General features: G+C 40.1%; 18 protein-coding genes. 7 read left to right on the forward strand and 11 right to left on the reverse strand.

Annotated features, from left to right (window positions below):
* Positions 1 to 13: 13 nt before the first annotated feature.
* Positions 14 to 892: a MerR family transcriptional regulator gene (locus LY11_RS06605; protein ID WP_111632937.1), complete on the reverse strand. Its 879-nt coding sequence runs from the start codon at positions 890 to 892 to the stop codon at positions 14 to 16.
* Between the two features lie 69 nt (positions 893 to 961).
* Positions 962 to 2212: a DASH family cryptochrome gene (locus LY11_RS06610; protein ID WP_111632938.1), complete on the reverse strand. Its 1251-nt coding sequence runs from the start codon at positions 2210 to 2212 to the stop codon at positions 962 to 964.
* 165 nt (positions 2213 to 2377) lie between these two features.
* Between LY11_RS06610 and LY11_RS06615 the strand changes: the two genes are divergently transcribed.
* Together LY11_RS06615 and LY11_RS06620 are read left to right on the forward strand one after the other, a co-directional pair.
* Positions 2378 to 3286, forward strand: a complete 909-nt coding sequence (locus LY11_RS06615) for a TIGR01777 family oxidoreductase (RefSeq protein ID WP_111632939.1) — start codon at positions 2378 to 2380, stop codon at positions 3284 to 3286.
* Positions 3283 to 4587, forward strand: a complete 1305-nt coding sequence (locus LY11_RS06620; protein ID WP_111632940.1) for a cryptochrome/photolyase family protein — start codon at positions 3283 to 3285, stop codon at positions 4585 to 4587. The genes LY11_RS06615 and LY11_RS06620 overlap by 4 nt, the downstream gene beginning before the upstream one ends.
* A gap of 77 nt (positions 4588 to 4664) precedes the next feature.
* Here LY11_RS06620 and LY11_RS06625 read toward each other — a convergent pair whose 3' ends face one another.
* The 8 genes from LY11_RS06625 to LY11_RS06660 form a co-directional block, all read right to left on the reverse strand.
* The gene (locus tag LY11_RS06625; RefSeq protein ID WP_111632941.1) at positions 4665 to 5585 is read right to left on the reverse strand and encodes an FKBP-type peptidyl-prolyl cis-trans isomerase; all 921 of its coding nucleotides are present in this window, start codon (positions 5583 to 5585) and stop codon (positions 4665 to 4667) included.
* 5 nt (positions 5586 to 5590) lie between these two features.
* Positions 5591 to 6133, reverse strand: coding sequence for an FKBP-type peptidyl-prolyl cis-trans isomerase (locus LY11_RS06630; RefSeq protein ID WP_170132642.1), 543 nt, complete (start codon positions 6131 to 6133; stop codon positions 5591 to 5593).
* A 145-nt stretch (positions 6134 to 6278) separates the two neighbouring features.
* Entirely contained in the window at positions 6279 to 8069 is a 1791-nt protein-coding gene (locus tag LY11_RS06635) for an acyl-CoA dehydrogenase family protein (RefSeq protein ID WP_111632943.1), read from the reverse strand.
* 78 nt (positions 8070 to 8147) lie between these two features.
* Positions 8148 to 9326, reverse strand: coding sequence for an acetyl-CoA C-acyltransferase (locus tag LY11_RS06640; protein WP_111632944.1), 1179 nt, complete (start codon positions 9324 to 9326; stop codon positions 8148 to 8150).
* 87 nt (positions 9327 to 9413) lie between these two features.
* Positions 9414 to 11819, reverse strand: a complete 2406-nt coding sequence (locus LY11_RS06645; RefSeq protein ID WP_211321504.1) for a 3-hydroxyacyl-CoA dehydrogenase/enoyl-CoA hydratase family protein — start codon at positions 11817 to 11819, stop codon at positions 9414 to 9416.
* Positions 11800 to 12258, reverse strand: coding sequence for a MarR family winged helix-turn-helix transcriptional regulator (locus LY11_RS06650; RefSeq protein WP_111632946.1), 459 nt, complete (start codon positions 12256 to 12258; stop codon positions 11800 to 11802). The genes LY11_RS06645 and LY11_RS06650 overlap by 20 nt, the downstream gene beginning before the upstream one ends.
* Positions 12259 to 12377: 119 nt before the next feature.
* Complete coding sequence (locus tag LY11_RS06655) at positions 12378 to 13712, reverse strand: OmpA family protein (protein ID WP_111632947.1); 1335 nt, start codon at positions 13710 to 13712, stop codon at positions 12378 to 12380.
* 260 nt (positions 13713 to 13972) lie between these two features.
* Positions 13973 to 15751, reverse strand: coding sequence for an AMP-dependent synthetase/ligase (locus tag LY11_RS06660; RefSeq protein ID WP_111632948.1), 1779 nt, complete (start codon positions 15749 to 15751; stop codon positions 13973 to 13975).
* A gap of 511 nt (positions 15752 to 16262) precedes the next feature.
* On the opposite strand from LY11_RS06660, the gene LY11_RS06665 reads away from it, so the two are divergent.
* On the forward strand, positions 16263 to 16742 hold the full coding sequence (locus LY11_RS06665) for a hypothetical protein (protein WP_170132643.1): 480 nt from the start codon (positions 16263 to 16265) through the stop codon (positions 16740 to 16742).
* 84 nt (positions 16743 to 16826) lie between these two features.
* Here the strand turns inward: LY11_RS06665 and LY11_RS06670 are convergent, their stop codons facing one another.
* On the reverse strand, positions 16827 to 18614 hold the full coding sequence (locus LY11_RS06670) for a M61 family metallopeptidase (RefSeq protein ID WP_111632949.1): 1788 nt from the start codon (positions 18612 to 18614) through the stop codon (positions 16827 to 16829).
* 146 nt (positions 18615 to 18760) lie between these two features.
* On the opposite strand from LY11_RS06670, the gene LY11_RS06675 reads away from it, so the two are divergent.
* From LY11_RS06675 to LY11_RS06690, 4 genes are all read left to right on the forward strand, one after another.
* Positions 18761 to 19849, forward strand: coding sequence for an efflux RND transporter periplasmic adaptor subunit (locus tag LY11_RS06675; protein ID WP_111632950.1), 1089 nt, complete (start codon positions 18761 to 18763; stop codon positions 19847 to 19849).
* A 14-nt stretch (positions 19850 to 19863) separates the two neighbouring features.
* Complete coding sequence (locus LY11_RS06680; protein WP_111632951.1) at positions 19864 to 22977, forward strand: efflux RND transporter permease subunit; 3114 nt, start codon at positions 19864 to 19866, stop codon at positions 22975 to 22977.
* A 61-nt stretch (positions 22978 to 23038) separates the two neighbouring features.
* Positions 23039 to 24352 (forward strand): TolC family protein, encoded by a 1314-nt coding sequence (locus LY11_RS06685; RefSeq protein WP_111632952.1) that lies wholly within the window; start codon positions 23039 to 23041, stop codon positions 24350 to 24352.
* Between the two features lie 17 nt (positions 24353 to 24369).
* Entirely contained in the window at positions 24370 to 25221 is an 852-nt protein-coding gene (locus LY11_RS06690) for an N-acetylglucosamine kinase (protein ID WP_111632953.1), read from the forward strand.
* Positions 25222 to 25392: the final 171 nt, after the last annotated feature.

Consider the following 25392-nt stretch of genomic DNA (forward strand, 5'->3'; position numbering starts at 1 on the left):
CCTTTAAAAACAGCTATAAATCATCAAGAAATTCTACGATTTCACAAACCTTTTTAAGTGGTGTCAGCCGATCGTCAAGAAGTATGTCAAATTCAGAGATTAAACTACCCGCAACCAGCAGAGGCACATCCATATGGTCCAACACCTTAGTCAATATTTTGTTGATGTCTTTTCCAAGATTCAAGGAAGTAAGGACAATAAAAGCGTAATCAGGTTTATAATGTAAAATTACTTTTTTCAGATCACTATATGGGATTTCCTGTCCGAGGTACAGCGTATCCATCCCGCATCGTTTGAGTAAATAGCGGGCAAACAGTAAACCTGTTTCGTGCATTTCGGCTTCCGGGAGAAATAAAAGAAACCTTTTAGCATCTTTTCTCTCCGGCTTGACCAGCTTATCAATCTCTACAATCATCCTGTCTCTGATCAGATTGGAAGCAAAATGTTCATGTGAGGGATCTATAGCACCAGTCTGCCATAACATTCCTACCTTCTTCATAAAGGGGAAAAGTACAAGATCCATGGTATTGACAAGTCCTAATTCCTCAATGCAACCAGAAAGAATTTCAGCAAAGGCAATTTCGTCATATTTTAAAGTGGCATCAGAAAGATGCAACACTTGTACTGTATCATTGTTATAATCTGCTTGTAACTGCATCACAAGGTCATTGATCTGAACCTTATCCATTTTTGCAATGCGGCTTATCTTGTAGCCTTTTTCATTCAAAGTCACAATATTAAGCAGATGTTTCAGGTCTTCCTCCTCGTAATATCTGATATTCGTAGCAGTTCTTTTTGGGGGCACCAGGTTATATCTGGCCTCCCATGCCCTGATTGTATGTGCTTTTATGCCTATTAAGCTTTCTATATCACTGATTGAGAATCTTTTCACTTATATGTGATAACGTTGTTAAACAAAAAATGTTTTAAATATTTTTTTTGTTTAACCTCCGTCCTTTTTTTACTGAATATCCTGAACCTCTATATCCAGTAATTTAATTTGTTTATCCAGGTCAAACGCATTTTTAGAACGTGTATCTTTTCCACCTCCGGCTACATAAGCCCAGTTGCCCCAATTACTGGCTGGTGAATAATCAATTAGTTTTTGCTCAAAATAGCCAGCTCCGTCTATCCAATTTAATTTTAAGATATAAATCAGGTAAGTAGCCACCAATAAACGGCCGGTATGGGTAATAAAACCAGACTGATTCAGTTCGCTCATGTGCTGATCAACAACAGGGTTGCCTGTATTTCCATCCTTCCACTGCTGCAAACGCTGAACATATTCTTCAGTTTGCGGGAATTCCTTCATTTCTACAATATCCTTGAAGTAATCCACACTATGCTTTTTAAACATAAACCTGAAGAAATCTCTCCACAATAAGCCCAATATCAATTGCGTGAAATGACTGTTAGCCCCGAATTTTTGTTCGGCCTCTTTCACTGCCCAATAAACTTTTCTTGGAGATAAAGCACCTACAGCAAGCCATGGCGATAATTTAGAGGTAAAACTATGCTGGGCAGCCTGTGCTTTGCTGCTCCGGGTATAAATTTCAGAACCGGCTGCAAATAATTCTTGTAAATGTTTTATGCCTTCCTGCTCTCCACCTGACAAACTGGTTGTGAAAGCCCCGCCACATGTCGGTAACTCTCCCCATTCTTCGGCCACTACAAAATTAATCTGTTCAGGAGAAAGAAAACAATCTTTTACGATCGCATCCCTTTCTGTCTTTTTCTTAAACTGGGAAAAAACATCAGGAATATCTTTAATAGGGAACGGAAGATCTTCTTTATTGTAAAGGGTATGCCCAATAAAGTGTTTCAGGTTTATTCTCAATTTCCACAGCAAGTCTTCCACATTAGAAGAAACTGTAGTTTCTTCTGTTGCGACTTCTCTATGGTGATAAACCTCTGCAATTTCATATTGTTCAGCAAGTGCTGAAATATGATCTTCAGGAGTACCACAGATTACTAAAAGATTACCACCCAGTTTGATCAGTGACTCGCGCAAAGCAAAAACGCTTTCTGCCAAAAATTGAAACCTGTTGTGCACCGATTTGCTTTCTTCTTCAGTTGTACATTCGAAATGGCGCGGATCAAAAAAATAAACTGGCAGAATACTATCGGACTTACTGATCGCTTCTACTAACATTTCATTGTCATGTAACCGCAAATCATTTCTAAACCAGACGAGTATTTTCCGAGATTCCATTTATTTAGACTAAAGTTTTGTTGTAATCTCCAAAAATATACCATTTTTATCCTAACATCTAATGCACAAAGTAATATTTACATAAGCGCAACAAAAGTTTAGCCTAAAATCACGTTTAAACTACTTTCTCAGAAACAAAACCATTAGTATTAAAGTTAATCCTACATGAACCAGCATATTTTACTCACAGGTGCAACCGGCATGCTCGGTAAAGATTTAATTCAAACGCTTTTAAAGCGGGGAAATAAGGTTTCTATCCTTTCCCGGAAGCCGCATCAAATTGACCAGGTAAAAGTCTTTTTATGGGATGTCGAAAAGCAGAAAATTGATGCGGCCTGCCTGGAAGGCGTGGATAGTATTATTCATCTTGCTGGCGAAAATATATCCAAAGGAAAATGGACTGAGCAGCGCAAAAAAGAAATTATTGACAGCCGGGTTCTTTCTACACAATTGCTGTTTAAAACCATAGCCACTAATCCGAACCAAATTAAAAACTTTATTTCCGCCGCTGCTATTGGGTATTACGGTAACCGTGCGGATGAAATACTGACAGAAGAAAGTAAGCCGGGCCATAATTTCCTCGCAGATTGCTGTATTCAATGGGAAAAAGCCATAGACCAGGGGCAGCAGCTGAAGCTGAGAATCGTAAAAATCAGAACTGGTGTTGTGCTGGCCAAAAATGATGGCGCACTAAAGGCCATGGCCACACCGATCAAACTATTTGCAGGAGCTCCTTTGGGAAGCGGAAAGCAATGGGTGCCGTGGATTCATTATCAGGATATGACCCGCATTTATCTCCATGCACTGGATAATGAGTTATTAACAGGCGCATACAATGCTACCGCACCTGTTCCTGTCACTAATAAACAAATGACCAAAGCTATTGCTAAACAATTACATCGGCCTGTATGGCCGTTTAGTGTTCCTGAGAAAATATTGCAGCTCATTTTAGGGGAAATGAGTTCACTGGTCCTGAATAGTACCCATACCACAGCGCATAAAATAGAATCCAGTGGATTTATTTTCAAATATACCCAACTGGAACAAGCTTTATCCGATATTTACGGCTCATGAAAACAGAGGTTAATATTTGCTGGTTAAGAAGAGATTTAAGGTTAAAAGATCATGCGGCTTTATACCATGCCTTAAAAGAAGGTATCCCGGTTTTACTGCTCTTTATATTCGATCGCCATATCCTGGATGACTTAAATGATCCGAAGGATGCCAGGGTAACTTTTATCTACCGTAAATTAAAGGAGCTGGAAGCCGAATTGCAGCAAAAAGGGTCTTCTATCCTCATTAAGTATGGCACGCCAGAAGAAATCTGGCCGGAATTGCTGAAAACTTATACGGTAAAATCTGTTTATGCCAATCATGATTACGAGCCTTATGCGACGGAACGCGACGATACTTTAGCAGAATACCTCCGTTCGGAATCTATTGATTTTAAAACCTTTAAAGACCAGGTAGTCTTTGAGAAAAAGGAAATCGTAAAAGCTGATGGAAAGCCTTATACCGTTTTCACCCCTTATTTCCGTCAATGGAAAATGAAGCTGAAAGATTTTTATCTTAAAGCTTACCCAGTAGAAAAATATCATAAAAATCTGCTGCAAACTCAGCCCCATGCTTTTCCTGAATTAAGCACTTTAGGCTTTGAAGAATCAACGCTGCAATTTCCTTCAACCAGTTTTGAGGATAAATTAGCTGCTTATGAGCAACGGAGAGATTTCCCTGCAGACGACGCAACCACCCATTTGGGCATCCATTTAAGATTTGGAACGGTCAGTATCAGAGCAGCAGCAGCGAAAGCCTTACACGCGGGTGCTGACAAATGGTTATCAGAGCTGGCCTGGAGAGATTTTTACATGATGATTTTATCTCAGTTTCCTCATATTACCACACAATCCTTTAAACCAGCCTACGACCAAATTAAATGGCTGAACAGGGAACAGGATTTTGAAGCCTGGAAAAACGGTAAGACAGGTTACCCTATTGTAGATGCAGGAATGAATCAGCTGAATCAAACGGGTTATATGCACAACCGGGTCCGAATGATTGTAGGAAGTTTCCTGACCAAACACCTGTTGATTGACTGGCGCTGGGGAGAGGCTTATTTCGCAGAGAAGTTATTGGATTATGAACTGGCCAGTAATGTTGGCGGATGGCAATGGGCCTGTGGTTGCGGTAATGATGCAGCTCCTTATTTCAGAGTATTCAATCCAGAGCTGCAAGCAAAGAAATTTGATCCGGAAAATAAGTATATCTACCGTTGGGCACCTGAGTATAAACAAGAAAAGCACAGTCAACCTATAGTTGACCATGTTTTTGCGAGAGAACGAATTCTCAAAGTATTTAAAGAAGCTTTAAACAGTTAAAAACATCCTATAAACAGAAAATCCCTGCTAAGTTTTGAAGCTTAGCAGGGATTTTCTGTTTATATTATTTATTGCGCTTAATTCGTTACACTGACAATTTCAATATCAAAGTCCAATACGGCATTTTTAGGTAAAGATGGCGGAATCCCAACCGGACCATAACCACGATCAGAAGGAATAAGAAGACGAATCTTACCACCTGCAGTTAATTTTCCAGGAATCACATCACCCCAGCCTCTAACTCCTAAATTCCCTAAAACAGCACTGAAAGTACCATCAACATTAGTCTGAGATACAGTTCCATCAGCAAACCTTAAGGTATAATTTGCAATCACTGTAGAGCTCAGTGAGATTTTATCGGTACCAGTACCTGGAGTTGAAATACTATAATAAACCCTTGAAGGATCTTTGATCATCGTCAGGCTATTCTTTTTAATAATATCATTGATAACACGGTCATCCAAAGCAATCTGTGATTTCTCAGGTGCTGTAGTTATTGTCATGTCAATATTTTCATTCGAAGGAACAGTTCCTGAACCATTTTTTCCATACACAAGGTAAGATGGAAGCAGAATTCTTGCAGAGCCACCTGGTTTAAGTCTTAAAATAACATCACGTATGGCAGTCACTCCTACTGTTGCGAAAATAGTATTGTCAACAGGCGACAATACATTGGTATAGCCCCCCAGTGTGCCAAAATTTCCGTTTAAAGAAGAAGCCCAGTACACTGTACCATTCTCCAGTCCTTTTACCGAAAGATTATATAACACAGAGTCACTGGTTGAGTAAAGCGCAGTGCCGGTTCCAGGATTCAGAATCTGGTAGTAATAACCAGTTTTCAATGAATCTTCAATAACAGTCAGGTTATTGGCGGTAATATAATCCTGTATTTTCTTGCCGTCTACCACCTGGATAGAATCATAAGTCTTTTTACAAGAACTAAAAAGAACGGTTAAGCCAATCAAGGCAAGAGTAAATTGTGATAACTTTTTAAGCATTATTTTTAATTTGTTTGGACTATTGGTACGAATTTTTTTACTTCGATTAATTGGATGTCGAAATCTAATATAGAATTTGCAGGCAGAAAAGAAGGTAATCTGTTAGTTTGCTGTGCTGCAGGAACTATTCTGTTTTGGTAAGCCATTGTGGAAGGTATAATTAACCTGATATGCCCGCCCGGCTGGATTAATCTGAGTCCTTTTTGCCAGCCCTCTATAGCTGAGCTAAAACTAAATGTTGGCAAAAGATCGTCAGTTACTATCGGAGTCATATCATATAACTGCTGTTTGATCGTACTTCCGGTATAACGTATTTTAATAACATCTGTAGGATCATAAACCGCGCTACCTTTTCCAGCATCATAAATCTGATAATACATGCCATCAGAAGTCCTTGTCGCTGTTATCTTGTTTGCCTCTATCCCTGTAGCATTAACTGAATCTATATATATCTTAATCAAATCCTCATCAATGGCTAATTGCGCAACTTTATCATAGGCAGGAGCTGTTTTACAGGCTGCGAAGGAACAAGCGGCGATTATCAACACTAACAAAGTTTTGCTTTTAAACATATTGCACAAAAATAGTCTTTTATTAGGGATGGTACAATATTTAACCAATTTTAACAATTATCACAAAAAAGAGGCCGGATCATTTGCGATGACCCGGCCTCTTTTGTATTAAAAACAATAATTAAAAGCAATATTTATTCTCAGCAATCAGTTGTTGTGCAACCTGCTGACGCGCGTCTTTTACATTAAATGGTTCCACTTTAGTAAATCTTTTTAGTCCCACTAACATCATACGTTGTTCATCACCTTCAGCAAAAGCCCATAAAGCTTCTTTTCCAGCTTTTTGCAAAGCATCAACTGCCTCTACAAAGTAAATGCGCATCATGTTCAACTGTCCCTGGCAAGCTTCAGCACCTCTTAAACTAACCAGTTTCTCTGTTCTTAACATTACTGACTCCGCTACATAAACATAACTCGCCATATCTGCAATGTTCATCAGAATTTCCTGCTCTTTAGAAAGGCTCATCATTAACTTCTGAACGGCTGCGCCGGCAACCATTAAGGTTGCTTTTTTCAGGTTTTGAATGATTTTTTTCTCCGCTGCGAAAAGGGTATCATCCTGTTCTGCGAAATCAGGAATAGACATTAATTCAGCTGCTACAGCAGTAGCCGGAGTCATTAAGTCCAATTCACCTTTCATTGCTCTTTTCAACATCATGTCAACAGTCAATAGTCTGTTGATTTCGTTGGTTCCTTCGAAAATCCTGTTGATCCTTGCATCACGGTAAGCCCTGTCCATTGGGGCATCGGCCGAGAAGCCCATTCCACCATAGATCTGAACACCTTCATCTACTACATAATCCAGTGCCTCAGAACCCCATACTTTAAGGATGGCACATTCCACTGCAAACTGCTCTGTAGATTTTAGTTTAGCCTTACTTTTATCCATACCGCCAGCAACCAATGCTTCATAAGCATCGTCAATATTCTGACCTGCACGGTAATTAGCAGATTCTACCGCATAAACTTTAGTTGCCATTTCAGCAATCTTATAACGGATAGCACCATACTTTGAAATCGGGCGTTCAAACTGGATACGCTCGTTTGAATAATTAATTGCTGTACTGATCACCGCTTTAGAAGCTCCGACAGCAGCAGCAGCCAATTTAATACGGCCAATATTTAAAATATTAACAGCGATCTTAAATCCGTTTTCGCGTTCTGAAAGCATGTTTTCTACAGGAACTGCACAGTCGTTGAAAAACACCTGACGTGTTGAAGATCCTTTAATCCCCATTTTATGCTCTTCAGGGTTCATGGTCACCCCACCAAACTCACGCTCTACAATAAATGCAGTCAGGTTTTTATCGTCATCTATTTTTGCGAATACTATAAAGATGTCAGCGAAACCACCATTGGTGATCCACATTTTCTGCCCGTTAATCACATAATGTTTACCATCTGCTGATAACTTCGCTTTAGTCTTCCCAGAATTTGCGTCTGATCCTGAATTCGGCTCTGTTAAACAGTAAGCTGCTTTCCATTCACCTGAACCCAATTTTGGGATATATTTTGCTTTCTGCTCTTCATTTCCATAATATAGAATAGGCAAAGTACCAATACCTGTATGTGCAGAAATAGCAACTGCAAAGGAATGACCGGCACCAATTACATCAGCAACCAGCATAGAAGTATTAAAGTTTTTACCGAAACCACCGTACTCTTCTGGAATAGAAACACCCAGCAACCCCAATTCGCCTGCTTTAGTTACTAAGGAAGCCATCAGGCCTTCTTCCATTTTATCGATGCGATCCAGGTTCGGGTACACTTCTGCTGCTAGAAAATCTCTGCAGGTCTGTGCAATCATTTGCTGTTCTTCATCAAATTCTTCAGGAATAAATACATCCTGGTATGTGGTTTCCTTAATCAGGAACTCGCCACCTTTTACTTTTGTTTTGTCTGTAGTTTCCATATTCTTTGTTGTTGAAGCTGCCGGGATCTCCCCGGAGTTTCATTTTTATATTTTATAATAAAGCGCTGACCTCAGCCGCTAAAGAAGTTCAAAAATACCAGCAGCACCTTGTCCACTACCCACACACATCGTTACCATTCCGTATTTACCATTTCTGCGTTTCAGCTCATGGAACAATTGTACAGAAAGTTTGGCTCCTGTACAGCCCAGCGGGTGCCCTAAAGCAATCGCACCACCGTTCACGTTCACCACATCCTGGTTGATACCCAAAGTTCTGACTACGGCTAATGACTGAGAAGCAAAAGCTTCATTCAGCTCTATTAAGTCCATTTGCTCTAAAGTCAGCCCTGCTTTCTTTAAAGCCAGGGGAATTGCTTCAATCGGGCCTATACCCATAATCCTTGGCGGTACACCAACCACACCATAACTTACCAGGCGGGCAATCGGTTCAACACCCAATTCTTTCAGTTTACTTTCAGAAACGACGATCACAAAAGCTGCACCATCCGAAGTCTGAGAAGAGTTACCAGCAGTTACACTTCCATCAGCGGCGAAAACAGGTTTAAGCTTAGCTAATTTATCCAGAGAAGTATCCGCACGAGGTCCCTCATCGGTATCCACGACATAACTTCTGGTCTTCTTTTTCATCTGACCGTCCAGATAATTTTCAGTCACTGTAATTGGTGCTACTCCGGCTTTTAAATGTCCGTTCTTTATCGCCTCCACTGCTTTCATATTCGATTTGAAAGCGAATTCATCCTGATCCTCTCTGCTTACCTTATATTCATTGGCTACAGCTTCGGCAGTAAGTCCCATTCCCCAGTACCAGTCCGGGTTCTTTTTAGCGACTTCAAAATTAGGGACTACTTTCCATCCCCCGAAAGGCATACCAGACATCACTTCAACACCACCGGCGATAATGCAGTCTGCCATTCCACTTTTAATTTTAGCAACTGCAGTCGCTATGGTATCCAATCCTGATGCACAATACCTGTTTAAGGTTACACCCGGAACTTTAACCGTATCCAATCCCATCAGGGAAATCATACGGCCTATATTTAATCCTTGTTCTGCTTCCGGAGTTGCATTCCCAACGATAACATCATCTATTTGATCTTTATCCAGATTCGGAACTGAGGCTACCAGTTGTTTGATGACTTCAGCAGCCAGATCATCGGCCCTGGTAAAACGAAATACGCCACGTGGTGCTTTGCCCACTGCTGTACGTAAACCTGCTATGATATATGCTTCTTGCATTTTTTGATGTAGTTAAGAAAAATCTCAGCGGAATAAATCCTGCTGATCCTTTGCTGTTAAACCTTATATTATCTTTAAATCCTCTGGTTAGTTACGAAGTGGTTTCCCCTTGGTCACAATACTCTGAATCCTTTCTAAAGTCTTCCGCTCACCGCAAAGTGATAAGAAAGCTTCTCTTTCCAGATCCAGTAAATACTGCTCAGTTACTTCTGTTGGAGCCGATAAATCACCACCACACATTACATAACCCAGTTTTTCCGAGATCTTTTTATCATGTTCAGAAATATAGTGCCCTGAATACATCGTATTTGCACCTGCATATACGATTCCCAGTCCTTGTTTACCCAGTACCCTGATATCTTTTCTTTTCACAGGTTGTGTATAGCCAGCATCTGCCAGCTCAATTGCTTTTGCTTTAGCATCAGCAATCAGTCTGCTGCGGTTCATAGAAACAGAGAACTTATCTTTTTGCAGGTAACCTAATTCATAAGCTTCCAGTGCAGAAGTCGAAACCTTGGCCATTCCTATAGTCAGGAAACGATCTTTCAGTACATTTTGAACAATCTGGTCATCTTTATACTCATCAGAAGCGCGAAGGGCGAATTCTTTGGTACCGCCTCCTCCAGGGATCACACCTACTCCAAATTCAACCAGTCCCATATAAGTTTCTGCATTCAGCTGTACATGGTCTGCATGTAAACTAAATTCACATCCACCACCCAAAGTCAGGTTATGCGGAGCAACTACAACCGGAATAGAAGAATACCTGATCCGCATCGAAGTATTCTGGAAAGCCCTGATGGCCATGTTCAACTCATCCCACTCCTGCTCTACAGCCATCATGAAGATCATTCCAACATTTGCACCTGCCGAGAAGTTAGCACCGTCATTACCAATCACTACACCTCTGTACTCTTTTTCTGCCAGGTCTATGGCTTTGTTAATAGCCTGAAGGGTATCCCCGCCGATGGTATTCATTTTAGAATGGAATTCCACATTCAGGATTCCGTCTCCTAAATCGAGGATAGAAGCACCCGCGTTCTTCCAGATTGTTTTAGTAGTACGGATGTTATCCAGGATAATAAATGAATCTGCACCTGGTAATGCTTTATAACTCTTAGAAGGAATATCGTAATATTTTTTAACGCCATCTTCTACCTTGTAAAAAGTAGTATGACCAGCGGCAAGCATTTCATGAACCCAGGCGGCAGCCTCATGTCCATATTTTTTCATGCCTTCCAGTGATTCCCTGATACCTACAGCGTCCCAGACTTCAAACGGACCTAAGTCCCATCCGAATCCCGCACGCAAGGCATCATCAATTCTGTAAAGTTCGTCTGAAATTTCAGGAATCCTGTCAGATACATATTCAAACAAGCCAAAGAAAGAATGTCTGAATACTTCTGCCGCTTTATCCTTACCTGCTGCAAAAACTTTCATCCTGTCTCTGACGTTTTCGATGGGTTTGGTCAGTTCCAGTGTAGCAGACTTAACTTTTTGCTGTACGCGGTATTCCAGTGTCTTTAAATCAAGTGCTAAAATTTCTGTTTTACCGTCAGCAGTTTTTGTTTTTTTATAGAAACCTTGTTTGGTTTTATCTCCTAACCATTTATTGGCTTCCATTTTAACTACATAATCAGGAAGCTTAAATAAATCGTGGGCTTTATCATCAGGGCAATTATCATACAGCCCTTTTGACACTTTAATCATAGTATCTAAACCTACGACATCAGAAGTACGGAAAGTAGCTGATTTCGGTCTGCCCAGCGCAGGTCCGGTAAACTTATCAACTTCTTCTACCGTTAAATCCAATTTCTCTACCAGGTGCAGTAAAGCCATCATAGAATATACACCTACTCTGTTGGCGATGAATGCAGGAGTATCTTTACATAAAACCGTTGTTTTACCTAAAAACTTATCTCCATAGTGCATTAAGAAATCTACCAGCTCAGGTTTGGTATCCGGGGTAGGAATAATTTCCAGTAAACGCAGATAACGCGGTGGATTAAAAAAGTGTGTTCCGCAGAAATTAGCCTTAAAATCGTCGCTTCTTCCTTCGGTCATTAAATGTATAGGGATACCAGAAGTATTGGAAGTAATTAAGGTTCCGGGTTTACGGAACTGCTCCACCTGTTCAAATACTTTTTTCTTAATATCAAGATTTTCAACTACCACCTCAATAATCCAGTCTACACCGGCAATTTTGGACATGTCAGCCTCGAAGTTACCCGTGGTAATCTTGTGGACTACTTTTTTGGTATAAACCGGGGAAGGATTAGTTTTAATGGCATTTTGCAAAGCTGCATTCACAATCCGGTTCTGAACTGCCGGATTTTCCAGCGTCAACCCTTTGACTATTTCCTCAGGGCTGAGTTCTTTGGGTGCGATGTCTAACAACAATACTTCTACACCTATATTCGCAAAGTGACAAGCAATGCGTGAGCCCATGATACCGGAGCCTAATACCGCTACTTTATTTATCTTTTTGTTCATCATTTCCTGTAGTTACTGTATATCCTAAAGTGAGTTTATTTAATTTCTGTAAGCTTTGTACCAGGTTGTTCTTTTCTGGTACACTCAAATGATCATTCAGGTATTCATTGAAAGAGCGGACAACGCTTTTTGCCACTTGCCGCTTCTCACGGCCGAAGTCTGTCAGAAAGACTTTCACGGATCTTTTATCTCCAGAGGAGGCTTCCCTGTATATTAACCCGGATTCTTCCATATTGTTTAGCATCCTGGATAAGCTGGTCGCCTTTACGCCAAGCAATCCTGCAAGCTGCGAGACTGCTGTACCGTCTTTATCGATATTAATCAACACATAACCAATCGCTTGTGTGATTCCAAAGCCTGATGCGATCTGGTTATACGTGTTAGACATGTTCTGCCAAACTACTTTCAATAAATAATCTATTGTTTCCTGTTGTTTCATTAATTACTATGCTTGCATAACAAAGCTAAAGAATATAAAGGTAGAATCCAAGGAAAAAAAAGAGCACAAAAAAAGCCGCCAGGTTTGACCCTGGCGGCTTCTAAAATATTGGTTTCAGACTAGTATAAAGTAAATTCTACTCTTCTGTTTTTCTGACGACCAGCTGCAGTTTTGTTAGTTGCAATTGGTTGGTTTTTACCGTAACCAGTAGCTTCGATTCTAGATGCGTTAGCACCTTGAGAAACTAAGTAAGCTTTAACTGACTCAGCTCTGTCTTTAGATAATCTCATGTTCAAATCAGCTGAACCTGTGTTATCAGTGTGACCAGCTAATTTCAAGCTAAAGTTTTTAGTTACTAATAAGTTAGCAACACGGTTTAAAGAAGGGTATGATTTAGCTCTGATAGTCGCTTTAGACAAATCAAATTCTAAGTCTTTAATTGCTTGTTTAACAACTTTACGATCAGCTTCAGTGATGATTACTTTTTCAGTAACAACTGGAGCAGGAGTAACTAATGGACAACCAGCACCATCAACAACAGTTCCTGATGGAGTGTTAGGGCATTTATCCAATTTGTCAGCAACACCGTCACCGTCAGTATCTTTTAACAAGTCATTCATTTCAGTTCTTAATTTAGCGTTTTCAGATTTTTGAGCATCTAAATCGCTTTTTAAAGAATTTGCAATGTTTTTAGCCTGAACAGCTTCGTCGTAAGAAGCAGCAACTGGATTGCTGAAAGCTAATTGCTTTCCTTTACCCAATGCAAATTCTAAACCAGCGTGAGCATAGCTGAATTTATCACTGTGACGACCACCACGTTGAGTTCCGTCTAAGTTATCACCATCAACAAAGTAAACAGACCAGCCTAAGTTAAAGTTAATGTTATCAGAAACTTTAAATCTAGCACCTAATCCTACAGGGATGATTAATTCTTTAACATCTTTTGGATATTCAGTAGTTACATTACCAGCAGTAACCTTTGGTTTGTAACCAGCTAAACCAGCACCACCTGTTACAAATAACTGTAAGGCATCTTGTTTTCTGAATAAGTCAATGTTAAACATGTTAACTTCTGCGCTTAAACTAGCAGCATAGTTTAATTCTGTTTCGAATTTAGAGTTTCCACCAACGATAGCAACACCTTTTCCATCATTAAATGATTTAGAGTTGTCACCTTTCAATTTACCTCTGATTCCGTCTAATTTCAAAGAGAAATATGGAGTAAATTGTTTCTTAATGTAAAGACCATATCCTAAACTAGAACTGTTCTTAGAGAAATCATTGTGACCACCTAGTGGAGAAGTTGGAGTTAAAACACCAGCGTTAACACCGATAGACCAAGTACTGAACTGCTGAGCAGCATTAGTAACCGGAGCTTCCTGCGCTTGTGCAGCACCGCCGATTAAAAGGGCAGCTAAAGCTACCGGCAAACTTTTAAATAATTTTTGTTTCATAATATGAGTTTAATAAAAAAAAATAGTTCTGGTATTTTTTTTTGATACTTAAGCAATATCTATACCAAATTAGTTTACAAGCCTTTGAGCACTCTTGGGGCAGTTTTTTCTTCACAAACTGTATGTTTAATGAAGCAAAATCTGCCATTTTAAATGAACAGAAACTAATATAACGCCGCCAAGGTATGGAATATAAAGAAATCTGACAAATAATTTTCAGTCACGAAGATTATTTATTACTATTAAAACACATTCTATACCTATTTTTCAGATTTATAGTCCTCCGCGTCCTTATACATTTTCTCTATTAAATCTTTATTCTTCTCCAGAATTATTTTTCTCTTCAAACTTAATTTAGGGGTAAATTCACCACCTTCGATGCTCCATGCCCTGGTGAGCAGTACAAAACGTTTAACCTGCTCCCATTTTCCAAAATCTTTAGACCCGTTGGCGATTTCCTGATTATATTTCTCCAGCACCTGGGTATTCTTAACCATTTCTTCGTCAGTCGTATAGGTTATCCCTTTTTTAGTACACCATGATTTTAAGGCTTCAAAATTTGGCACAATCAACGCAGAAGGAAATTTACGGTTTTCGCCGAGTACCATGATATGGTCAATCAAAACTGATTCTTTGTATTTATTTTCCAGCATTTGCGGCGCAACATACTTACCACCAGCAGTTTTGAAAATTTCTTTTTTGCGGTCAGTAATTTTCAGGAATTTCCCGTTCACGAGTTCTCCAATATCTTCGGTATGGAACCAGCCATCCTTATCAATAGATTCAGCGGTGAGATCCTCTCTTTTATAGTAACCTTTCATTACATTATGTCCCCTGGTCAGGACTTCTCCATCAGCAGCAATCTTAACTTCTACCCCATCAATCACAGGGCCAACCGTACCGAACATGGCATTGTCGAAATGGTTCACTGTAATCACCGGTGATGTTTCTGTTAATCCATAGCCTTCAAAAACCGGCATTCCTGCTGCCCAGAAAATACGTGCCAGGCGCGGGTTCAGTGCTGCACCACCAGAAACGATCACAACGATATTTCCGCCCAGTGCTTCCTGCCATTTCTTAAAGACCAGTTTCCTGGCAATGCCCAGTTTAAAGTTGTAAAACCAGCCGCTGTTCATATCATAATGTTCAGCAAGCGCAACTGACCAAAAGAAAATGCCTCTTTTAATACCGGTAAGTGATTTTCCTTTTTCCATGATCTTATCATATACCTTTTCCAGTAATCGTGGAACAGTAGAAAAAGCATTGGGTTTAACAGATTGAATATCTGCTACAATCGTATCCATGCTTTCGGCATAATATACAGACACCCCCATATAGAGGTAGAGATAAACAATCATGCGCTCAAAGATATGTGACAGAGGCAAGAAGCTAAGTGCATTTTCCAAACCCTGCGGAACAACTACGGCAGAATTTATAAAGTTCTGAACCAGGTTATTATGAGTCAGCATCACTCCCTTTGGGGTTCCGGTAGTACCAGAAGTATAAATCAAAGTCAGCACATCATCGGGAGTTACTGCTGCTCGGTAAGTTTCCAGCTCAATTCCTTCGCTCTTTGCGCCAGCTTCCACAAGCGTATTCCAGTGCACTGCACCGGGAACTTCATCAAAAGTATAAATCTTAAGATCCGGGTTAACCGCCTCAGCAATAGGCTTTATTTTCTTGAAAAGGGTTTCATCTTCTACAAAGAAGACACTTACACCAGCATTTTCCAGAATAAATTTAATATCATGTTCAGCCAGCGTAGGGTATAAAGGTACATGGTACCCCCCAAACTGATTGACAGCAAAATCTGCGATGTTCCATTCCGGCCTGTTATGAGACATGACAGCGATCCTGTCTCCTTTAACCATTCCGAGTTTCAGCAGACCTTTACTCAGGTTATCTGCAGTATCAGAAAACTGCTGCGTGCTATATTTTTTCCATACCCCATTACTCTTTCCACTAATAAACTCGTCTTTTGGGAATTTCTCTAAGTTGTATTTAAGTAAATCAAATACTCTTGTTACAGTTACAGGCATAATATTGATTTTATCAGTTTAAATATTTTATCTAGATGAACCCGGTAAGGCTCAAGAACGAAATTAGTTCCGGATTACTTTGTTATTCCCAAATCTAACAAATTAATTATTGTATTAAAACCAATTTTAATTTTGGTATGTTTTATCGGCTTAATCTTCTCAAACGCAGATAATCTTCCTATTTCATAGGTATTTCAGCCTTAAAACCTGCAAAATCAAGATCAGAAATTGTATCTCTTCTTTCTTTTACTGCCAATCATCAGCTTTTGTATTTGTCCTGAATAAACTACTACACTCAGACTGTTATAGTCTGGTTCTCTATGATACTACAATGACTACACGTCACCTCCACAGTGGACTCATAGCGACTTCAACTCCTGCTTAACCCGGCCAGGTATATATGCTTTCCAAAATATTCACTTCCTGTTTCCGAATTTAAATTTCATTCCAATGACATACCCGGCATAATAATTGCTAAGCTCATTTTTACATTTAAACTTTAACTAATCATATGAAAAAAGTATTTACAATACTTTGCCTTACTGTAATCGCTATGTTTGCGATCCAATCATCTTCTAAAGCTCAGAGCTACAAAAATGCAATCGGTGGTCGTTTTGGAGCATCTAACGGCGTAACTTTTAAAACTTCTCTGGGTGAGAATAAAATGTTAGACATTATTGCCAATTTCAGATCTAACAATAATTACAACTATTTCCGTGCAACTGCTTTATATGAAGTTTATCAGCCAATCAGTGGTGCGCGTGGACTGAACTGGTACTACGGTGGTGGTGCAAGTTTAGGTTCTGTAAAATATAAACCATACAACTCAAGTGATTTATATCTTTCTGTTGATGGTGTTTTAGGTTTGGATTACAAATTTGCTGATGCGCCTATTAACCTTTCGCTAGACTGGAAACCAGCTATTCAGTTGGCTCCTGATACAGATTTTGATGCTTCAGGTGTTGGACTATCTTTACGTTTTACTTTCTAAGGAAAAACTAAAAACATTAAACAAAAAAGGCGTATGGAACTGATCCATACGCCTTTTTTGTTACTATAACAGGTTAAGTTGCTGCTAAATTCCAGTCCATCTTTTGAAAACTGCTTTCTGCAATGCTGAGCTTCCCGTATCCATTGAAGAAACCAGATCCACATTCGGGCTCGCTTTCAAAGTTACTTTAACCTCCTGATCAACACCATCCCTGATGATTCTGACACGAATTACATCGCCAACCTTTTTACTATGCAATACTGCCATCCCCGAAATCGATGGTGCAGCATTCACATCATCAATGCTGATCACTTCATCACCAACATTCAAACCATCAACCCATGCCGCCGAATTACGTGATATTGCGGTAATCAATACATGACCTTCTGTTGGTCTGGATGCAACACCCAGGTAAGCTGCCTTTTCACCAGCATCTTTCACGTTGATACCGGCATAGCCCAAATATTTTTTATAATCAACTGAATCCGTACCATTCACATATTTAGCCCAGAAATCGGTGAAGCTGACCCCGCTGATCTTCTCTACCAAAGCTTTGAATTCAGCATCTGTATAACCTCTGCCTTTAGTTTTACACTGCTCATACATCGCTTTCATCACATCATCCAAACTAGATTTCCCATTGCTCGCGTGTGCAATTTCAAGATCCATCAGCATACCAACAATCTCTCCTTTACTGTAATAAGAAATACCACTATTATTCGAATTTTCATTCGGACGGTAATATTTGATCCAGGCATCAAAACTTGACATCGCAGCCGATTGCTCATAACCACCCGGTGTATTGATCACATCAGACATAGAACTGGTCAATGTCCCAATAAATTCTTCAGGCGTACTTAATCCCGCACGCAACATCAGCTTATTTTCATAGTATGCTGTAAATCCTTCAGCAATCCATAAATCTGTCGTATAGTTTTCGTTCTCATAGTCAAACGGCCCTAAAGCTACCGGACGTAATCTTTTCACATTCCACAAATGATGATATTCATGGGCAACCAGGCCTAAAAATCCTTTATACCCTTTTTCAGTCCCGTAAGCATTTTTGGAAGCACCCAAGACCGTAGAATTCAGGTGCTCTAAACCACCTCCGCCTCTTTGGAAATTGTGTACAATAAACGTATAATGCTTATTTGGATTCTCTCCGTAAATAGCCGTTGCCTGTTCTACAACCTTAGCCATATCAACTTTTAAACGTTCCACATTATAATTTCCGCCACCATACATCGCCACTTCATGTTTCACGCCTGCAGCAGTAAATTCAAAAACTTCCTGGTTACCAACTTCTATAGGACTATCAAATAAAATATCAAAGTTCTTAGCGGTATAAGTAAACTTCTGACCTTTTACGGGCTCTAAACCTGTAGAAACTTTCGTCCACCCTTCAAAAGGAATAATTTTAACAGTGCTTGATAAAGCAAGCTGGTTATCTGGATACATAAAAATCGCTGTTGGCGATAAAAACGCGTGTGTTGCGTCTATAAATGGGGTACGAACTGATACTTCAAAAGCATAAACATTATAATTGATCGCTATTGCATTGGAGTTATTCGTATAAACCCTCCAGGTATTTTTCTTTAATTTCTCTGTTTTAAGTACTTTTTTACCCGATGTGGCTTTAAAGCCTTCTACATTTCTGGCAAATTCTCTGATCAGGTAAGATCCAGGTGCCCAAACCGGCATTTTAACGTCAATATATTCCTTGGTTAAACCACCTATCTGCATATTTACGGCAGCATAATGAGCTTGTGGTTCTTTAAAACTAACCTCATAACTCACTTTAACTTGTGCTTTAGCAGCCAAAGCTGGCGCAATTAAGAGCAGCAATCCTATTCTTATTCGTTTTAACAGCATATTAATAATTCTTTTGGCGCAAATTTAGAACATATAGCATTTGTTATCAGTTTAAATCGGAAATTAGCTGTAACATACTTAATACAAGTAGTGTCAGCGCACATATTTAAATATTTTTGTATAATTAGTCGCTCCAAGAACCAATTATGAAATTGAAATACGTCATTTACTCCCTTATTTTCGTTGGGATAGTTTACCTTATTTATCACAGAATATCCATCAACAAAAAACTTGAAAACTCGGGAATGGGTGCTGGTGCAAAAAGCTCCGGCTCTTCCAAAGGCGGAAAACTACAGCATATGGCGGTTAACGGCATCGTGGTTCAGGCCGTTTCTTTCGCTAATAAACTAGACATCACCGGAACTATCGAAGCCAATGAATCGGTTGCGCTGCAAAGTGAAGTTTCAGGATTAGTAACCGGGATTTATTTCAAAGAAGGAAGCAATGTAACCAAGGGTGCTTTGCTGGTAAAAATTAATGACCGTGATATTCAGGCACAATTGCAGGAATCGCTGACCAAACAGAATTTATCCTCATCCAATGAAAACCGGGCAAAACAGCTGCTGCAAAAAGGAGCGATCAGCCAGGAAGAGTATGATACTGCATTAGCCGATTTGAAATCTTTAAAAGCCCAGGCACAACTCATCCGGGCACAACTGGCAAAAACTTCCATCCTCGCACCTTTCAGTGGAAAAATAGGCCTTCGTTCTATTTCTGCGGGTGAATATATCACCCCTACTAAAATCATTGCCAATTTGCTAAGCACAAACCCGGTAAAGATAAACTTCTCTGTACCGGAGAAATATATGGCACAGATTAAAGTAAATTCAACAATTACTTTCCGTACCGATGGTTCCGCACAGATTTATGAGGGAAAAGTTTTCGCACTGGAACCTGGCATCAATGCACAAACCAGGACTTTACAGGTTAAAGCGCTGGCTGCAAATGCAAATAATGAATTACGTCCCGGCTCTTTTGCTAAGGTATCTCTTACCCTGGATAAGGTTGACAATGCTATATTAATTCCTAACCAGGCAATTATTCCTGTATTAAGAGGTAAAACTGTATTCATCAGCAAAAACGGTAAAGCAAAACAAGTAGAAGTAAAATCAGGTACACGTACCGATGAAAATATAGTGATTAACTCCGGACTAAAAATCGGTGACACCGTTTTAACAACAGGTGCTCTTTCATTGAAAGATGATGCCCTTGTCAAAGTATCCGTTGTAAAATAACTAACCCTACCGAAATGAGTATATCCACCACGAGTATAAAAAGACCCGTTCTGGCAATTGTAATGAACCTGATGATCCTTCTGTTCGGGGTTATCGGTTACAATTTTCTGGGTGTAAGGGAGTTCCCGAATATTGACCCGACCGTAGTTTCCGTAAGGACTTCCTATCCCGGTGCAAATTCAGACATTATTGAATCACAAATCACTGAGCCGCTGGAGAAATCTATCAATGGAATTGACGGAATCAGAAACATGTCTTCTTCCAGTAACCAGGGAAGCAGCACCATTACAATAGAGTTCAACTTAGGTAAAAATATTGAAGAAGCGGCAAATGATGTGCGTGATAAGGTTTCGCAGGCTACCCGGAATTTACCAAAAGATATTGACGGAAATCCTGTAGTGAGCAAGGCGGATGCAAATTCCGATGCGATTATTACCATGACCATCCAGAGTGATCAAAGAAATCAGCTGGAATTGAGTGATTATGCGGAGAATGTAATTGCTGAACGGATACAGACTATTCCGGGCGTAAGCAGTGTGCAAATCCAGGGGCAGAAGAAATATGCAATGAGAATTCGTATTGACCCGAATAAACTGGCTGCTTATGGTTTAACTTCTCAGGATATTGTGACTGCCCTTGACAATGAAAACGTGGAGCTTCCGTCTGGTAAAATTACCGGGGCGAACACAGAGTTAACGGTAAAAACATTAGGTAAGTTAACGAATGAGAAAGAGTTCAATGACCTGATCATTAAGAATGACGGCAACAATGTGATCCAGTTAAAGGATGTTGGTATTGCAGAAATGGGCCCTGAAAATGAAGAGACTATTTTAAGGGAGTCTGGTAAACCGATGGTTGCCGTAGCTTTGATTCCACAACCGGGAGCAAACTACCTTGACATTTCAACAGAATTTGAGAAACGATTCACACGATTAAAAAATGATATTCCCAAAGATATTAAGCTGAATGTTTCACTGGACAACACCAGGTTCATCAAAAATTCAGTAACAGAGGTAGCAGAAACCATTATCCTTTCGCTCGTACTCGTTATCCTGATTATCTACTTATTCTTTAGGGACTGGGCAATTGCCATCAGGCCGTTGATTGACATTCCGGTATCATTGGTATTTACTTTCTTCATCATGTATATTTTTGGTTTCTCCATTAACGTACTGAGTTTACTGGCTATCGTACTGGCCACAGGACTGGTGGTGGATGATGGGATTGTGGTTACCGAAAATATTTTCAAGAAGGTGGAAGAAGGGTATTCTCCTTTTGAAGCGGCAATTAAAGGGTCTAATGAAATTTTCTTTGCGGTTATTTCCATTTCCATCACCCTGGCAGCGGTATTCTTACCCGTCGTATTTTTACAGGGCTTTGTAGGCCGGCTTTTCCGGGAATTCGGAATCGTGATTGGTGCGGCGGTCTTAATATCTGCCTTTGTTTCGCTGACCTTAACCCCGATGCTGAATGCTTACCTGATGAAAAAAACAGGGCATAAGAAATCGAGATTTTACGAATGGTCAGAGCCTTATTTTGTGATGCTGAATGACAACTATGCTAAAAACCTGAATAAATTTCTTGACAAAAGATGGCTGGCCATTCCAATCATCGTAGCCTGTGTGGGTCTTATTGTGCTATTCTGGAAGATCTTACCGAAAGAAACAGCTCCTTATGATGACCGGAGTGCGATCAATATGAGTATCACTACACCTGAGGGTGCATCTTACGATTATACGGATCAGTTCATCATGAAAATCGCCAAAATGGTGGAGGATTCTATTCCGGAAAAAAACGTAAATATCACGATTACCTCTCCGAGTTTCGGGGGAAGCGGGGCCGTCAACAGTGGTTTTGTGAGAATGGGGTTAGTTGATCCTGAGTTGCGTGGTCGTTCTCAGGAGGAGATTGCCGCACAGCTGACGCGGATCACCAGGAAATATACCGAAGGAAAAGTATTGGTTACCCAACAGCCGACTATCTCAGTGGGCCGTCGCGGTGGTTTACCAATCAGTTATATTATACAGGCTCAGAATTTTGATAAACTTCGGGAAAAGGTGCCTCAGTTTATGGATGAGGTAAGTAAAGATCCGACGTTTACGGTTTCTGATGTCAACCTGAAATTCAATAAGCCGGAGATCAACCTGACAATTGACCGGGATAAGGCGCGAAACCTTGGGGTATCGGTTTCTGCGATTGCACAAACTTTGCAGCTGGGCTTAAGTGGTCAGCGTTTTTCTTATTTCTTTATGAATGGGAAGCAGTACCAGGTGATCGGGCAGTTTGACCGTGGCAACCGGAAAGATCCATTGGATTTGAGTTCGGTGTATGTACGAAATGACAAGGGGGAACTGATCCAGGTAGACAACCTGGTGACTGCCAAAGAAGAAAGCAGCCCGCCCCAATTATACAGGAATAACCGTTTTACGGCAGCGACAGTTTCTGCTGGCCTGGCCCCGGGAAAAAGTATCGGGGATGGTATTGCGGCGATGGACAGAATCAGGGATAAGGTTTTAGATGAGACTTTTTCTACTGACCTGAGCGGGGAGTCGCGGGATTTCCAGGAGAGTTCTTCGAATACGATGTTTGCATTCGGACTGGCTTTATTGTTAGTTTACCTGATTTTATCTGCGCAGTTTGAGAGTTTCAAGGACCCGATCATCATCATTATGACGGTGCCTATGGCAGTAGCGGGAGCTTTTCTTTCATTATGGTTGTTTGGTCAGAGCTGGAATATCTTCAGTCAGATTGGTACGATCATGCTGATTGGACTGGTAACGAAAAATGGTATTCTGATCGTAGAGTTTGCAAATCAGCTGAAAGAGAATGGTAAAAGTGTGCATGATGCAATCAGAGAGGCTTCTGTTTCGCGTTTAAGACCAATTTTAATGACCAGTCTGGCCATCGCCATTGGTGCTTTACCTATTGCTATGGCATTGGGTGCAGCAGCAAAAAGCCGTATGGGTATGGGGGTTGTGATTGTGGGTGGTACTACGTTTTCACTGGTGCTTACTTTATTTGTAATTCCTTCGATTTATTCTTACTGGTCTAAGGAGCATAAAACGAATACTGATTTACAGGAGTCTTTAAAAGCAGCGCTGGCCGAAGAAAATAAGCCTTCGGTATAATGGGTTAGCATAGACAAAAGAATAAGTTATTATAAACAAATGAATAGTTTAGTATAGACAAATGAATAAGCATCTCTTATATATTTTAACTTTTCTGCTTTTCTGCTGTACAAAGGCAGTGGTAGCTCAGGACACGCTCAGCTTGGAAAACGCAATTAGTACGGCATTAAAGAACAATTATGATATTAGATTGGTCAATAATGAAATACAGATTGCCAAAAACAACCTGAACGCCGGAAACGCTGGAATGCTTCCCGGACTTGCCGGAACTTTCAGTAATGGGGGCAGCAGACAAAATACGGTACAAACTCCGGCAACAGGTCCGGAGAGAAAATCAAGTGGTGTACGCAGTACGAACCTAAGTTATGGGGCTGCACTGGACTGGACAATTTTTGACGGGTTCCAGATGTTCGCGAATTACAATAAGTTAAAGGAGTTACAAAAGCAGGGAGAGGTTAACGGTAAACTGACCATACTGAATACTGTTTCTGATGTAGTCTCTGCTTATTATGCTTTGGTTAGACAGCAGCAGTTGGTATTGGCCACAGATAGCGCATTAAAGATCTCCCGGTTAAGGGTAATGATAGCAGATAACAAATTAAAGATAGGACGTGGTTCTAAGCTGGATGTTTTGAGTGCAAAAGTGGATTACAATACCGATACAACCTTGTATTTGCAGCAGAAAAACATATTGAATACTTCCAGAATCACTTTAAATCAATTGATGGCAAGGGATCTGAATATTGTATTTGCGGTAAATGAGCGGCTGAATATTGAGAATGACCTGAAGCTTGCTGATCTGGAGTTATCAATGGAGCGTCTAAACCCAACTTTACAGAATGCTTTGATCAACAAGAAAATTGCTGCGTTGAGTCTGAAACAGATCAAGGGGCAGCGTTATCCTACCGTAGCTGTTAATAGTGGTTATGAGTTTTCAAGGAGTACAAGTCCGACGGGGTTTAACCAGAAATTCAGAGCTAACGGACTTACTTATGGTTTAACAGCCAATATTAATATTTTCAATGGTTTTCTGCAGCGGCAGAATGAGCGTAACGCTAAGGTACAGCTGAATTCTACTGAGTTAAGTTTGGACAAGACGAAGCAGGACGTGAGTGCTTTGCTGAATGCTACTTACCAGAATTATGCAACTAACCTTGATTTGCTAGAGGTGGAAACCGGAAATGTAGATTTGGCGAAGCAGAATCTGGATATTACTTTTGAAAAGTACCGTTTGGGTAGTATTAGTCCGCTGGAATTGCGGGAGGCACAGCGAAATTCCATAAATGCGATCATTCGCTTTCTGGACGCGCAATATCAGGCTAAACTAACAGAAATTAATTTAAAAGAGATTAGCGGTACTTTAAATGTTCAATAAGTTGATTACTTTCGTTTATGATATTAGTAGCAGATAGCGGTTCTTCAAAGACAGACTGGCTGGGGTATAAAGATGGTAAAACCATCAGTTTTAGTACGCAGGGCATCAATCCTTATTTTTTAAATGCACAGGACATCTTCAAGATATTCACGAAGTTAAAGGTAACAGAGGAGTTTGCTGCTGATGTTCGTGAGATTTATTTCTATGGCTCAGGTTGTTCTACGCCAGATAAGCATGAGGTAATTTCTAATGGTTTATCATTGTACTTCCCTAAGGCTTTTATCAGCGTTGAGAATGATTTAATTGGTTGCGCGTATGCAACGTGTGGTGATGAGAAGGGTTTGATTTGCATTTTGGGTACTGGTTCTAATGTATCTTATTTTGATGGTGTCTCTACTTATGATAGCAATTATGGCTTAGGATATATTCTGGGCGATGAGGGTTCTGGCACTACTTTCGGCAAGAAGATGGTAACATCTTATTTGTATAAGCAGATGCCTGAGGATTTACGTATACTTTTCGCAGAGGAGTTTAATACGGATAAGGAAACAATCATCACCAATGTTTATCAAAAACCATTTCCTAATACATATTTAGCGGGCTTCAGCAGGTTTATGTATCCGAACAGGGATCATCCTTTTATCAACCAGATATTAATTGATGGTTTTCAGGAATTCATTGATGTAAATATTAAAAACTTCAAGGATTATAAGACGCTGGATTGTCACTTTGTAGGGTCTGTTGCTTATTATTATCAGGATATGCTGAAAGAGGTTTGCGAGTTGAACGGGTTGAAGTTAGGAAGGATTATGCAGAAGCCGATTGAGGGGATTTATAATTATATTTTGAAAAAAGAAGGAATTCTCTAGGGTTTCTCTAGTTAAAAAAAACAAACACCCTATGTTCGGCCGACATTGCCTTCGCTGAAGAAGCTCGGAACGCATGCCCTTCACATTAGGGCATTCATTTTTTTTTAGACTCTCCAACTGACGTTCATCTGCTGGTTGGCGGACTATAGCAGATATGCTATAGCGATGTGT

The sequence above is a fragment of the Pedobacter cryoconitis genome (assembly GCF_003259615.1).
GTDB lineage: Bacteria > Bacteroidota > Bacteroidia > Sphingobacteriales > Sphingobacteriaceae > Pedobacter > Pedobacter cryoconitis.

Coding starts and splice junctions, on each gene's coding strand:
- LY11_RS06610 (WP_111632938.1), bottom strand. CDS start 2,212: ATGGAATCTCGGAAAATACTCGTCTGGTTTAGAAATGATTTGCGGTTA.
- LY11_RS06615 (WP_111632939.1), top strand. CDS start 2,378: ATGAACCAGCATATTTTACTCACAGGTGCAACCGGCATGCTCGGTAAA.
- LY11_RS06620 (WP_111632940.1), top strand. CDS start 3,283: ATGAAAACAGAGGTTAATATTTGCTGGTTAAGAAGAGATTTAAGGTTA.
- LY11_RS06625 (WP_111632941.1), bottom strand. CDS start 5,585: ATGCTTAAAAAGTTATCACAATTTACTCTTGCCTTGATTGGCTTAACC.
- LY11_RS06635 (WP_111632943.1), bottom strand. CDS start 8,069: ATGGAAACTACAGACAAAACAAAAGTAAAAGGTGGCGAGTTCCTGATT.
- LY11_RS06640 (WP_111632944.1), bottom strand. CDS start 9,326: ATGCAAGAAGCATATATCATAGCAGGTTTACGTACAGCAGTGGGCAAA.
- LY11_RS06645 (WP_211321504.1), bottom strand. CDS start 11,819: ATGAACAAAAAGATAAATAAAGTAGCGGTATTAGGCTCCGGTATCATG.
- LY11_RS06650 (WP_111632946.1), bottom strand. CDS start 12,258: ATGAAACAACAGGAAACAATAGATTATTTATTGAAAGTAGTTTGGCAG.
- LY11_RS06655 (WP_111632947.1), bottom strand. CDS start 13,712: ATGAAACAAAAATTATTTAAAAGTTTGCCGGTAGCTTTAGCTGCCCTT.
- LY11_RS06660 (WP_111632948.1), bottom strand. CDS start 15,751: ATGCCTGTAACTGTAACAAGAGTATTTGATTTACTTAAATACAACTTA.
- LY11_RS06665 (WP_170132643.1), top strand. CDS start 16,263: ATGAAAAAAGTATTTACAATACTTTGCCTTACTGTAATCGCTATGTTT.
- LY11_RS06670 (WP_111632949.1), bottom strand. CDS start 18,614: ATGCTGTTAAAACGAATAAGAATAGGATTGCTGCTCTTAATTGCGCCA.
- LY11_RS06675 (WP_111632950.1), top strand. CDS start 18,761: ATGAAATTGAAATACGTCATTTACTCCCTTATTTTCGTTGGGATAGTT.
- LY11_RS06680 (WP_111632951.1), top strand. CDS start 19,864: ATGAGTATATCCACCACGAGTATAAAAAGACCCGTTCTGGCAATTGTA.
- LY11_RS06685 (WP_111632952.1), top strand. CDS start 23,039: ATGAATAAGCATCTCTTATATATTTTAACTTTTCTGCTTTTCTGCTGT.
- LY11_RS06690 (WP_111632953.1), top strand. CDS start 24,370: ATGATATTAGTAGCAGATAGCGGTTCTTCAAAGACAGACTGGCTGGGG.